Below are 12,148 nucleotides of genomic sequence, written 5' to 3' on the forward strand. Positions count from 1 at the left end.
GTTTTCGGACACATCCACCGGTTCGGTATGACGAAGCCCACACCCGACCGGCAGGCATGATCGAGTGCATGACCAACCACGGAGCCGTCGAGGCCGGCCGAGTCGTTCTACTCCGTCACGGGGAAACCGAATGGGCCCTCGCGGGTAAGCACACCGGAAACACCGATGTTCCACTCACCGCCCACGGTGAGCAGCAGGCAGTCGAGGCCGGCTCACTGCTGACTCTGCTGAATCTGCGCGACCCGGTGGTCATCAGCAGCCCGCGCGAACGGGCCCGTCGAACAGCCGATCTCGCGGGGCTCGAGGTCGATCGAACATGGGATGCGCTGTCGGAATGGGACTACGGCGACTACGAGGGCATCACGTCGTCGGAGATCCACGAGACAGTGCCGCACTGGACCGTCTGGACGCACCCGTGCCCGGGCGGAGAGTCGATCGGTGACATCGCTGTTCGCGTCGAACTGGTGTTGTCCGTTGTTCTTCCACTGCTCGAAGGCCGGGACGTGGTGCTGGTGGGACACGGCCACTTCTCGAGAGCACTGATCGCCGGCTGGACGGAAGCGTCCATCACCGAAGGGAAGCGCTTCGCATTGTCCCCGGCCGCCTACTCACTGCTCGGTTTCGAGCACTCCTTTCGACAGCTCATCGCCCACAATGTTCACCCCTCGATTCTCTCTGCAGCCACCGATCGCTCGATCGGCACCGACCCGACCGGAGGTCCACGATGATCCGACGCGCCACCGAAGACGATGTATCCGCCATCTGCGGGTTGGTCCACGAACTGGCGGAGTACGAGAAGGCGTCCTCGTTGTGCACGGTCCGAGACGACCACCTTCGGTCGGCTCTGTTCGGTGAGAATCCGACGGTATTCGCGCACGTCGCCGAGCACGACGGCGTGGTGGTGGGGTGCGCTCTGTGGTTCTTGAACTTCTCCACCTGGGACGGGGTCAACGGAATCTATCTGGAGGACCTCTACGTGCAGCCGGACGCACGCGGCCATGGGTTCGGAACCGCACTGCTGGCAGCGTTGGCGGCCGAGTGCGAAACCAACGGCTACACGCGACTGACCTGGTCGGTGTTGGACTGGAACACTCCGTCTATCGGGTTCTACCGAGCGTTGGGCGCGCAGGCTCAGGACGAGTGGACCACATTCCGATTGACCGACGGTGCCCTGAGGGACCTGGCCGCGAAAGCGTCCTAGAGACGCGGTTCGTCGTCGACGTCGCTGTACTCGGCCGCCATCCACTGCGACGAGGGTGGACTGAACAGCAGCACCAGCACCGCAACCACGACGATTCCCAGAACGATGCCGTAGACGGTCTGATGCGAACCGGTGAGCAGCGACCACACGACGGGAAGCAGCAGTAGCTGTACGACGGTTGCCAGTGCCCTCCCCCACCGTTTGCCGAGAATCAGGGCAACGCCTGCAGCCCCGACGCCGAGGCCCAGCACGCCGAACCACCCGGCCGTGCCGTACCCGTTCGCGACAGCGTTGTCGCCCTCTCCGGAGACCGCGCGCACGACGAGAACGAAGGCCGCGACCAGCGAGACGGCACCTTGTGCTGCGACGAGGACCCCGGCGGATCGAAAAGTGGCCGGTGGGGTGAGGTTCTCGGGTTGGGTGGACACGGGACCAGCCTAGGCAACCGGGAGTGGAGCCTGCGGAACGACCCAGGGGGCGCGAGTGGAGCCTGCGGAACGACCCAGGGGGCGCGAGTGGAGCCTGCGGAACGGCCCGGGTGGTGCCGGTGGAGTCCGCCGAGCCACCCGGTTAGTGTTTGTTCCTGTGCGTGCGCTGCTGATCGTCAATCCCAATGCGACTTCTACGACGGCTGCAGCTCGGGATCTGTTGGCTCATGCATTGTCGAGTCGGTTGCGGGTGACGGTGGCGCAGACGACGCATCGTGATCATGCGTCGGAGTTGGCTCGGGGTGCCCGTGAGGACGGGGTGGGCCTGGTGATCGTTCACGGGGGTGACGGCACGGTGAACGAGGTCATCAACGGTCTGCTCGGGGTTCCGTTGCCGACGTCGATGCAGGCGGTGACGATCGGCGCGATTCCGCCCATTGCGGTCGTTCCCGGTGGTAGTGCGAATGTGTTCGCGCGCTCTCTCGGAATCGAGGCGGACCCGGTAGCGGCCACGAATCAGTTGATAGGCCTGCTGGACGCGCGGGCGCGGCGGACGGTCGGTCTGGGGCATTGCGACAACCGGTGGTTCACGTTCAACGCCGGGATGGGTTTGGACGCGGAAGTGTGTCGGGCCATCGATGCGAGCCGGAAGGACGGTACGCCGGTGTCGGCGACGCGTTATCTCCGGTTCTCGGTGCAGGAGTTCTTCAAGCACAAGCGTCGTCCGGCGCAGTTGACGGTGGAGGTTCCCGGGCGGGATCCGTTCGAGAACGTGCACTATGCGTTCGTGTCGAACTCGAGTCCGTGGACCTTCTTGAACGATCGTCCGGTCCATACCAATCCCGGGACCGCTTTCGATTCGGGTCTCGGTGTGTTCGCGATGCGCTCGACGGCACTGCTCCCCACGCTGCGGGTGTCGCGTCAGCTGTTGGCCAAAGGTGCAGAACCGAAGTCTCGCAAGTTAATTCGAGTCGACGACGTCCCGAGTGTTCGAATTACGTCTACAGAACCGATGGGGCTGCAGATGGACGGGGACTACCTGGGTGAACGCACCGAGGCGGAGTTCTTCTCGACTCCCGACGCATTGGATGTTGTCGCGCCCGTCACGTGAGACCCACTGTGACCTGCGCGCGAAGATGCTCGATGGGCAATTTCCTGCGAAATCACGAGCAATATCTGCCGAGTCGGGGTACAAAGGAGCGCAGAAGGCTAAAGCGAGCCTAACAGAGTGAGCTTGACCACGGTCACGCGCGTATCCCTTGACTTCACCTGAGTTCGTGAAAGCATTCACAAGCAACAGTGCGGAAACATTGGTTACCCACTCGTGAAACAGAAGAGAAACGAAACGGCGCTTCGGCGCCCGGTAAGGAGCAGAGGATGGACTGGCGCCACAAGGCAATTTGTCGCGATGAAGATCCGGAACTATTTTTCCCGGTGGGAAACAGTGGTCCGGCGCTCGCGCAGATCGCCGATGCCAAAGTCGTCTGTACTCGGTGCCCCGTCACCGCAGAATGCCTGTCCTGGGCACTCGAATCCGGCCAGGACGCAGGAGTATGGGGCGCAATGAGCGAAGACGAGCGCCGTGCACTCAAGCGACGCAACGCACGTACGCGCGCACGTAGCTCCGTCTAGGACGCAGACACACAACACTCGGTAGGCCCGGTATCCGCTCAGCGGATACCGGGCCTTCTGCATAGCGGGCGCTTCCACAGATCGGGCGTCCTCACGTCACAGTGCGGCCGGTTCGTAACGCACTGTTCACGAGCGGCCCGTCAGGCTCGTGGCACCCGACGGCCCAGTGGCACTCGCAGCATCGCGTCGGTGCCACCTCCAGGAGCCGGATGCAGGCCCAGAGAACCGTTCAGTTCGACCGACACCAGAGTGCGTACGATCTGCAGCCCCAGTCCGTCCGAACGCTCCAACGAGAACCCTGCGGGCAACCCGCGGCCGTCGTCGTGGATGACGACGTCGAGCCATTTCGACGAACGATCGGCACCGATGCGCACCACGCCGACCGATCCGGCGTCGAACCCGTGCTCCATCGCGTTCTGCACCAGCTCGGCCAACACCATCACCAGCGGCGTCGCCCGCTCGGCGGAGAAGACACCGAGTTGGCCGTCCCGGACCACCCGCACCCGAGGGTTGACGGTGGCGATGTCGAGCATGATCGGCACCAACCGGTCGACTATCTCGTCGAGATCCACTTCTTCGTCGACCGACATCGACAGCATCTCGTGCACCAGCGCGATGGACGTCACGCGGCGAACGGATTCGGACAACGCGGTGCGAGCTTCCTCGTTCTCGAGCCGCCGCGACTGCAGCCTCAGCAGAGCCGCCACGGTCTGCAGGTTGTTCTTCACTCGATGGTGGATTTCGCGAATCGTCGCGTCCTTGCTGAGCAGCGCACGGTCGCGTCGCTTCACCTCGGTGACGTCTCGGACGAGTACGGCTGCGCCCGCGGATCGACCGTGCGGCTGCAGTGCCAACGTGCGCACCAGAACCGTCGCGCCGCGGGCGTCCACTTCCATTCGGTGCCCGACGTTGCCGGACAGTGACGACCGGATATGGTCGGCCACTTCTTGCGAATCGAACGGGTCGGTCACCAGAGACCGCGTCACCGACGCGAGGTCACGGCCCGACAGTTCCGTCGTCAAACCCATCCGGTGGTACGCCGACAGCGCATTGGGGCTCGCGTAATCCACCCGTCCCTCGGTATCGATGCGGATGAAGCCGTCGCCGGCCCGCGGCGACGAGTTGACGTCGGTTCGCTCCTCCGGCGTCGGAAACGTTCCCTCGCTGATCATCAGGCACAGATCGTCCGCACATTCCCGATACGCGACCTCGAGCGCACTCGGCGGACGAAGCTGGGCCGGATTGGTGTCGCGGGTCAGCACGGCGATGACGTGCTCTCCACATCGCACGGGAATGCTCTCGCTGCGGGTCAGAACACCACCCTGCACGATCTTTCGCTGTTGCAACGCGACGAGCACTTCGGGGTGCTCGGACTCGGAGATGGTCGTCCCCACGATGTCGTGGGTGAACACCGTCGGCGCGGTGGTGGGTCTGCACTGGGCGACACACAGCACGTCCGCCGACCCGTCCGAGACATCGTCGGTACCGACCCAGAGCAATACGTCCGCGAACGACAGGTCGGCCAGGAGCTGCCACTCCCCTACGACGCGCTGCAGATGGTCCACCGCGGCACCGGGCAGATCGGTGTGTTCGGCCAGCAGGTCACTGAGGGTCGACACGGGTTCTCACGCAGCCGTCGGTCAGGACACCACAGCGATGAGATCGCCCTGTTGAATGACATCCCCCACTGCGACGTCCACGGACGTGACGGTTCCTGCGGTCTCGGCGAGCACGGGAATCTCCATCTTCATCGACTCCAGCACGACCAACGTGTCACCGACCTCGACGGCATCACCGCGGGCCACGACCACCTGAAACACCGTCGACACCATCTCCGCACGAACATCCTCGGACACCGGCGAACCCCTTTCTCACGACACCTCGAACCGCGGCGGGCACACACCGGAGACCATGCCCGTCACAGTAAGCCAATCACACGTGGGAGACTGTAGTGAACAAACGAGAGGAGCCCATCATGGGAAAGCGTGGACGTAAGAAGCGTGCTCGTAAGGGCAACAAGGCCAACCACGGCAAACGTCCCAACAGCTGACGTTCTGCCACCAGCCACGAAGGGCCGAGAAGCACTGCTTCTCGGCCCTTCGTCGTCGGTACGATCTGGCTATTCGGAGTCGACGCTACGGGTCAGCACCGTACGTCGGATTTCGACGCTGAGTCGCTCGCGGAGCCCGGCGGGCGCTTGATCTCCGCCACATTTACGGGAGATCAGCCGCTTGACCTTCTCTTCGATGCCGTACGCCTCGAAGCACGATCCGCACTCGTCGATGTGCTTCTGCAACCGTTGCCTGCTGGCCTCGTCGCACTCGTTGTCCAACATGATCCATACGTCCGCGATCACGGCCGAGCAATCCAGTCGCTCGAATTCGGCGTCGGCTCCGCCGTCGCCCACAGAACCGCCGCCGATGATGTCATCGCCGGAATCACCGGTGCGCGTCACTGGACTACCTCCTGCTCGTGCCGGTCGACTGCGCCGTCCCGGTTGAATCCACGGTCGCGGGCCACACCCGCCAGCAAACCTCGAAGTTGCTTACGCCCACGATGCAAGCGCGACATCACCGTTCCGATGGGCGTTCCCATGATCTCCGCGATTTCCTTGTACGGGAAACCCTCGACGTCGGCGTAGTACACCGCCATCCGGAATTCCTCGGGCAACGACTGCAGAGCGGCCTTGATGTCGTCGTCCGGCAGTGCGTCCAGCGCCTCGACCTCGGCCGAGCGCAGTCCGGTGGACGTGTGTTCGGCGGTCGCGGCGAGCTGCCAGTCACTGATCTCGTCGGTCGGGTACTGCGCAGGCTGACGCTGCTTCTTGCGATAGGAGTTGATGTAGGTGTTGGTCAGGATTCGGTAGAGCCACGCCTTCAGGTTCGTGCCCTCACGGAACGACCGGAACGCCGAGTAGGCCTTCACGAACGTCTCCTGCACCAGGTCCTCGGCATCTGCGGGGTTGCGCGTCATCCGCAGCGCGGCACCGTACAGCTGGTCGAGCATCGGCAACGCGTCACGCTCGAAGCGTTCGGTCAGCTGGGCCTCGGTCTCGGCTGCCCGCTGCTCGGCGATCGCCTTCTCGTCCGCTTCGGTGGGAGTCCTGGCTTCTGTCACGCTGATCCCTTCGGTAGCTTCCACCACCCAGGCTACCGCGCCCGAAGTCGGCTTCTGCGACGAGATCACCCCCTTGATCGCCAAGGGACGTCCCGCGGTCAGCACTGCCATTCGTCATTCCTTCCGCCTGCATCCGTATCTGCCCTGTCACAACACTGCCGCGCGCCACGGTGTTCCCGTCGCAGTCGATAGAGTCCGACGAATGGCTGCGTCGACTCCCGCTCTTGCGCTGCTCACCGCACGGAAGGTGGCGCATATCGTGCACACCTACGAGCACGATTCGCGCACGCAGTCGTTCGGCAGCGAGGCCGCCGAGATTCTGGGCGAGCGCCTCGGCGTGCGCCCGGAGCAGGTGTTCAAGACCCTGGTCGTCGAACGCGCAAATCGTTCGCTGGCCGTCGCGATGGTCCCCGTCACCGGATTGCTCTCGTTGAAAGCGGCAGCAGCCGCTCTGAACACGCGGAAGGTCGCGATGGCCGACAGAGCTGCCGCCGAACGGTCGTCGGGCTACGTGTTCGGTGGAATTTCTCCGCTCGGCCAACGTAGATCCCTGCCCACCGTCATCGACGACTCGGCACTCGAGTTCGACCGTCTGCTGTGCAGCGGGGGTCGCCGTGGCCTGGAGATCGAACTCGCTCCGGCCGATCTGATCCGCCTCACGCGCGCCGTCACCGCGCCCATCGCCGCACACTGACCGCCGATGAGCGAAGATGGACCGGTGAGCACTTGGACAGCCCCCGCCGCCGATGGACCCATCGACGCGACAGTCACTCTGCCCGGATCGAAGTCGATCACCAATCGCGCGCTGATCATCGCCTCGCTCGCATCCGGCCCGTCGACCGTCACCGGCGCGCTTCGCAGCCGCGACACCGACTTGATGATCCATGCTCTGGAGACACTGGGCGTGCAGGTGGCCGCCGACCGCAACGATCCGACGTCTCTCCGTGTGACACCGGGAACGCTGCACGGTGGATCCGTCGAGTGCGGCCTGGCCGGAACGGTCATGCGTTTCGTCCCGCCCCTGGCCGCGCTCGCCGACGGCGTGGTGTCCTTCGACGGAGACGAGCAGGCTCGCATCCGGCCGCTCGACACCATCCTCGACGCACTGCGCGCTGTGGGCGCCGACGTCGACGGCAGCGCGCTGCCGTTCACGATGCGCGGTACCGGTTCGCTGCGTGGTGGATCCGTCGAGATCGACGCCTCGGGGTCGTCGCAGTTCGTCTCGGGCCTGATGCTCTCGGCCGCGGCGTTCGACGAGGGAATCCAGATCCATCACATCGGTAAGCCCGTCCCGTCCATGCCGCACATCGACATGACCGTCGAGATGCTGCGCCGTGCGGGTGTCCGAGTCGACACCCCGGAATCGAGCGGAGACGCGAACACCTGGCGCGTGCATCCCGGTTCGGTCACCCCCGTCGACTGGAGCATCGAGCCGGATCTCTCGAACGCCACCCCGTTCCTCGCTGCCGCCGCTGTCACCGAAGGTGTTGTGCGAGTACCGAATTGGCCTGAGTCGACGACTCAACCCGGCGATGTGTTCCGCGAGATCCTCACGCAGATGGGCGCGGTGGTCGAACTACGCGCAGGGGTGCTGACCGTCGAAGGTCCGAACATGTTGCGCGGCATCGACTTCGATCTGCACGACGTCGGCGAGCTGACCCCCACCGTCGCAGCGCTCGCCGCCCTGGCCGAGGGGCCGTCCATCCTGCGCGGCATCGCCCACCTACGCGGTCACGAGACCGACCGACTGGCCGCACTGACGACCGAGATAGTGCGCCTCGGCGGGCGAGCGGTCGAAACCGACGACGGCATTCGCATCGATCCCGCACCGCTGCACGGCGGCACCTGGCACTCCTACGCCGACCACCGCATGGCCACTGCCGGCGCGATCGTCGGGCTCCGCATCCCGGGCGTCGAGGTCGACGACATCGGCACCACTGCCAAGACTCTCCCCGGCTTCGAGAACCTGTGGGACACGATGTTGTCCGCTTCCACACCCAGCGGGGTCGGATCCTGACCGCGCGCCGCTACGACGAGTCCGACGTCCGCATCCGGCCGGGCAAGAGTTCTCGTCCGCGCACCAAGACTCGACCCGAACACAACGACGCCGAAGCCGGCATGGTGGTGTCCGTGGACCGCGGCCGCTGGGGCTGCGTACTCGACGGTGACCCGTCTCGGCCGGTCGTGACGATGCGGGCCCGCGAGCTGGGTCGAACCCCGATCGTGGTGGGCGACGAGGTCGGCATCGTCGGAGATCTGTCGGGCAAGGTCGACACTCTGGCCCGAATCGTGCGCGTGGCCGAGCGGCGAACGGTGCTGCGCCGCACCGCGGACGACACCGACCCGTTCGAACGCGTCGTGGTGGCCAACGCCGACCGACTGCTGATCGTCGCAGCGCTTGCCGATCCACCTCCCCGCACCGGCTTCGTCGAGCGCGCTCTCGTCGCGGCGTACGTCGGCGGACTCGAACCGGTGCTGTGCCTGACCAAGAGCGATCTCGCTGCACCCGACGAGTTCACCGCGTCGTTCGCAGATCTGGACGTCCCGGTGGTACTGGCGGGCCAGTCCGAGGACCTGACCGAACTGACCGCCATGCTGACGAACAAGGTCACCGCGCTCATCGGACACTCCGGTGTCGGCAAGTCGACGCTTGTCAACAGACTGGTGCCCGACGCCTATCGCGCGACCGGGGTGGTCTCGGGCGTCGGCAAGGGCCGCCATACGTCGACGCAATCGGTGGCGCTGCCGCTGCCGGGCGGCGGATGGGTGGTCGACACCCCCGGCATCCGGTCGTTCGGATTGGCGCACATCTCGCCGGAGAACGTCGTGGCCGCATTCTCCGACCTCGCCGAGACCATCGAGGACTGCCCCCGCGGATGCACTCACCTGGGCCCCCCGGCAGATCCCGAGTGCGCTCTCGACACGCTCACCGGGGATGCAGCACGACGGGTGGCTGCCGTACGGCTCCTGCTGGAAGCGGTTCGAACGAACGAAGCCTGGTAGACCCACGGGGTCTGTACCAGGCTTCGCTACTCGAAATCGTAGTCGGTCAGGCTGCTTTGCCGACCAGTCTACGAATTCCCTTGCGCTTCTTAGTTTCTGCGATCGCGGTCCGGAGGCCACGCCGCTTTCCGGTGTCGGGGTCGACGGCGAACAGACCTGCAGGTGCCTGTTCCCATTTACGCTCGGACGCGGTTTCCGGCGCGTCGTCGCTGGTCGCCTTCAAGTACTTGTTCGGAAGCGACAGCTTGGCGATGGTTCGCCACGACAGGAAGTACTGGTGCACGATCGAACCGGTCGTGTACGGGAGGTCGTACTTCTCCGCGAGCTCGAGAACCCGAACCTTGATCTCCCGCAGACGATTGCTGGGTAGATCGGGGAACAGGTGATGCTCGATCTGGTAGCAGAGATTGCCGCTCATGAACTCCATGACCGGACCGGCGTTGAAGTTCGCGCTGCCCAGCATCTGACGCAGGTACCACTGCCCCTGCGTCTCGCCTTCCATGTCCGACTTGGTGAACTTCTCGGCACCGTCGGGGAAGTGCCCGCAGAAGATGACGGTGTTGGTCCACACGTTGCGCATCATGTTCGCGACGATGTTCGCCGTCAGCGTGCTCTTCCAGGCAGGTCCGGTGAGCAGTGGATGCAGGACGTAGTCCTTACCCATCTGCTTGCCGACCTTCTCGAGAACCTCGCGACGCTTCTGCTCGAATTCCTCACGTGGGACGCGGCCCTTGGCCACCTTGCCCAGTTCCAGGTGCTGCAGCGCCACGCCGTACTCGAAGAACAGCTGCAGCAACAGGTTGTAGACCGGGTTGCCGATGTTGAACGGCTTCCAACGCTGGTCGCGGGTGACGCGCAGCAGGCCGTAACCCACGTCGTCGTCCATGCCCAACACGTTGGTGTACTTGTGGTGGATGTAGTTGTGCGTCTGCTTCCAGTGCGCCGAGGGCCCGGTGTTGTCCCACTCCCACGAGGTGGAGTGGATCTCCGGATCGTTCATCCAGTCCCACTGGCCGTGCATGACGTTGTGGCCGAGCTCCATGTTCTCGATGATCTTCGCGACCCCGAGCATGGCGGTACCGACCAGCCATGCCGGGCGGCGGCGACTGGCGAACAGGACTGCACGTCCGCCGATGTCGAGCGAGCGTTGCAGCCGAATCGTGTTCTTCACGTACCGGGCGTCGCGTTCACCACGGGACGCCTCGATGTCTCGCCGAATCGCATCGAGCTCGTGACCCAGTGCTTCGATGTCGGCGTCGGTCAGATGCGCGTATTCCTTGATGTCCGAAATCGCCATGGGAAACAGCCTCCTGGCAGTTGTGAACACACAGCGTGCGGTAGTGAGCCGTGTGCATTTCCGTCACCTACCGTATCGTAACTTACGGTCGCGTAGGTTACGGGCGCGAATCTGTGTGACGATTCACAATCAGGCGGTGACGTCCGATCGCCGGAGCGCCTTCGCCTGTCGTTTGGCTTCTTTCTTCGCGTTGCGCAGAGCTCCTCGCGCCTCCTGCATCGCCGAGCGCAGTCCACGGCGCTGGCCGGTGAGCGGGTCGATCCGAAGTGCGTGCACGGTCGGAGAATCGCCGACGCGCCAACGCCGCTCCGACGATGTCTCGGGCGCGTTGTCCGAGGTTGCGCGCAACCACTTGTCGGGCAGCGACAGCTTGTGGATGGTCCGCAGTGCCAACAGGTACTGCTTACCGAGCGACCCCGTCGTGTACGGCAGGTCGTACTTGTCGCACAGCGCGTGCACCTTCTCGGCGATCTCCGAGTACCGATTGCTCGGCAGATCCGGGAACATGTGGTGCTCGATCTGGTAGCAGAGGTTTCCGCTCATGAACGCCATGACGGGGCCGGCCTCGAAGTTGGCACTACCGAGCATCTGCCGCAGGTACCACTCGGGACGGGTCTCGTTCTCGAACTGACCGATCGTGAACTTCTCGGCGCCGTCGGGAAAGTGACCGCAGAAGATCACGGCGTAGGCCCAGAGGTTTCGAACCAGGTTGGCCGTGGCGTTGGCGGTCAACGTGGACTTCCACGCCGGGCCGGACAGGGCCGGGAACAGGACGAAGTCCTTGCCGACCTGCTTGGCGATCTTGCGCGCGAAAGCGCGGGCCGCCGGTGACTTGAAGAGGCCTTTTTCGTGTTCCCCGTCGAGCTGCTTCTGAGCGTCGTAGTCGTGCAGTGCGATGCCCCACTCGAACGTCGTCGCCAGCACGATGTTGGCGAGCGGCTGAACGAGGTTGATCGGCTTCCACGGCTCGTCGCGGGTCATCCGTAGGATGCCGAACCCGATGTCGTCGTCCATTCCGACGATGTTGGTGTACGTGTGGTGCGAGTAGTTGTGCGCCCGCTTCCACTGCTCCGACGGTCCGGTCTGGTCCCACTCCCACGAGGTGGAGTGAATCTCCGGATCGTTCATCCAATCCCACTGGCCGTGCATCACGTTGTGGCCGAGTTCCATGTTCTCGATGATCTTGGCGACGCTGAGCATCGCGGTCCCCACGAGCCATGCCGGCCGGTACTTGCTGCCGAGCAGCACGGCGCGTCCGCCGAGCTCGAGCATGCGCTGAGCTCGGATGGTCCGGCGAATGTATGCGGCATCGCGTTCACCGCGACTGTCCTCGACGTCGCGGCGAATGGCGTCCAGTTCGCGCCCGAACGCTTCCATGTCTTCTTCGGTCAGGTGAGCGAACTCTTTGATGTCGGTGATGGCCACCGGGTCCTCCAACAGTTGTGTGCGGCGCCCGAAATACCGGGGTTC

At 64.5% G+C, this 12,148-nt stretch carries 15 protein-coding genes; 8 read left to right on the forward strand and 7 right to left on the reverse strand.

Features of this window, described 5'->3' with window-relative positions:
• Positions 1-68 precede the first annotated feature (68 nt).
• Positions 69-728, forward strand: coding sequence for an acid phosphatase (locus ASH04_RS17915; protein WP_048320261.1), 660 nt, complete (start codon positions 69-71; stop codon positions 726-728).
• The gene (locus tag ASH04_RS17920) at positions 725-1,201 is read left to right on the forward strand and encodes a GNAT family N-acetyltransferase (RefSeq protein ID WP_027496527.1); all 477 of its coding nucleotides are present in this window, start codon (positions 725-727) and stop codon (positions 1,199-1,201) included. Before ASH04_RS17915 ends, ASH04_RS17920 begins: the two co-directional genes overlap by 4 nt.
• On the opposite strand, the gene ASH04_RS17925 is transcribed toward ASH04_RS17920, so the two are convergent.
• Positions 1,198-1,629 carry a hypothetical protein gene (locus ASH04_RS17925; RefSeq protein ID WP_027496526.1) on the reverse strand — a complete coding sequence of 144 codons (432 nt, stop codon included), beginning with the start codon at positions 1,627-1,629 and terminating at the stop codon, positions 1,198-1,200. The two genes, ASH04_RS17920 and ASH04_RS17925, sit on opposite strands and share 4 nt — an antisense overlap.
• 157 nt (positions 1,630-1,786) lie before the next feature.
• On the opposite strand from ASH04_RS17925, the gene ASH04_RS17930 reads away from it, so the two are divergent.
• Positions 1,787-2,740: a diacylglycerol/lipid kinase family protein gene (locus tag ASH04_RS17930; protein WP_032372691.1), complete on the forward strand. Its 954-nt coding sequence runs from the start codon at positions 1,787-1,789 to the stop codon at positions 2,738-2,740.
• Positions 2,741-3,006: 266 nt separating this feature from the next.
• Positions 3,007-3,261: a WhiB family transcriptional regulator gene (locus ASH04_RS26240; protein ID WP_032366305.1), complete on the forward strand. Its 255-nt coding sequence runs from the start codon at positions 3,007-3,009 to the stop codon at positions 3,259-3,261.
• A 140-nt stretch (positions 3,262-3,401) separates the two neighbouring features.
• On the opposite strand, the gene ASH04_RS17935 is transcribed toward ASH04_RS26240, so the two are convergent.
• Positions 3,402-4,880, reverse strand: coding sequence for a sensor histidine kinase (locus ASH04_RS17935; protein WP_027496524.1), 1,479 nt, complete (start codon positions 4,878-4,880; stop codon positions 3,402-3,404).
• A 21-nt stretch (positions 4,881-4,901) separates the two neighbouring features.
• Complete coding sequence (locus tag ASH04_RS17940) at positions 4,902-5,117, reverse strand: biotin/lipoyl-binding carrier protein (protein WP_027496523.1); 216 nt, start codon at positions 5,115-5,117, stop codon at positions 4,902-4,904.
• Between the two features lie 119 nt (positions 5,118-5,236).
• Between ASH04_RS17940 and ASH04_RS27575 the strand changes: the two genes are divergently transcribed.
• Complete coding sequence (locus tag ASH04_RS27575) at positions 5,237-5,311, forward strand: 50S ribosomal protein bL37 (RefSeq protein ID WP_370878772.1); 75 nt, start codon at positions 5,237-5,239, stop codon at positions 5,309-5,311.
• A gap of 69 nt (positions 5,312-5,380) precedes the next feature.
• Here the strand turns inward: ASH04_RS27575 and rsrA are convergent, their stop codons facing one another.
• Both rsrA and ASH04_RS17950 read right to left on the reverse strand, forming a co-directional pair.
• Positions 5,381-5,668, reverse strand: a complete 288-nt coding sequence (gene rsrA, locus ASH04_RS17945; RefSeq protein ID WP_027496522.1) for a mycothiol system anti-sigma-R factor — start codon at positions 5,666-5,668, stop codon at positions 5,381-5,383.
• A gap of 44 nt (positions 5,669-5,712) precedes the next feature.
• A complete protein-coding gene (locus ASH04_RS17950) occupies positions 5,713-6,489 on the reverse strand; it encodes a sigma-70 family RNA polymerase sigma factor (RefSeq protein WP_027496521.1) in 777 nt (258 codons plus the stop codon).
• A 91-nt stretch (positions 6,490-6,580) separates the two neighbouring features.
• Here ASH04_RS17950 and ybaK point away from each other — a divergent pair, with 91 nt between their 5' ends.
• From ybaK to rsgA, 3 genes are read left to right on the forward strand one after another with little or no spacing between them, the layout of a single operon-like run.
• The gene (gene ybaK, locus ASH04_RS17955) at positions 6,581-7,072 is read left to right on the forward strand and encodes a Cys-tRNA(Pro) deacylase (protein ID WP_057474143.1); all 492 of its coding nucleotides are present in this window, start codon (positions 6,581-6,583) and stop codon (positions 7,070-7,072) included.
• Between the two features lie 6 nt (positions 7,073-7,078).
• Positions 7,079-8,395 carry a 3-phosphoshikimate 1-carboxyvinyltransferase gene (gene aroA / locus ASH04_RS17960; RefSeq protein ID WP_057474144.1) on the forward strand — a complete coding sequence of 439 codons (1,317 nt, stop codon included), beginning with the start codon at positions 7,079-7,081 and terminating at the stop codon, positions 8,393-8,395.
• Entirely contained in the window at positions 8,347-9,381 is a 1,035-nt protein-coding gene (rsgA, locus tag ASH04_RS17965; RefSeq protein ID WP_027496518.1) for a ribosome small subunit-dependent GTPase A, read from the forward strand. The genes aroA and rsgA overlap by 49 nt, the downstream gene beginning before the upstream one ends.
• 46 nt (positions 9,382-9,427) lie before the next feature.
• Here rsgA and ASH04_RS17970 read toward each other — a convergent pair whose 3' ends face one another.
• Positions 9,428-10,678, reverse strand: coding sequence for a fatty acid desaturase family protein (locus ASH04_RS17970; RefSeq protein ID WP_032370715.1), 1,251 nt, complete (start codon positions 10,676-10,678; stop codon positions 9,428-9,430).
• 129 nt (positions 10,679-10,807) lie between these two features.
• Entirely contained in the window at positions 10,808-12,103 is a 1,296-nt protein-coding gene (locus ASH04_RS17975) for a fatty acid desaturase family protein (protein WP_027496516.1), read from the reverse strand.
• Positions 12,104-12,148: the final 45 nt, after the last annotated feature.

Source organism: Rhodococcus sp. Leaf233, from assembly GCF_001426165.1.
Lineage (GTDB): Bacteria > Actinomycetota > Actinomycetes > Mycobacteriales > Mycobacteriaceae > Rhodococcoides > Rhodococcoides fascians.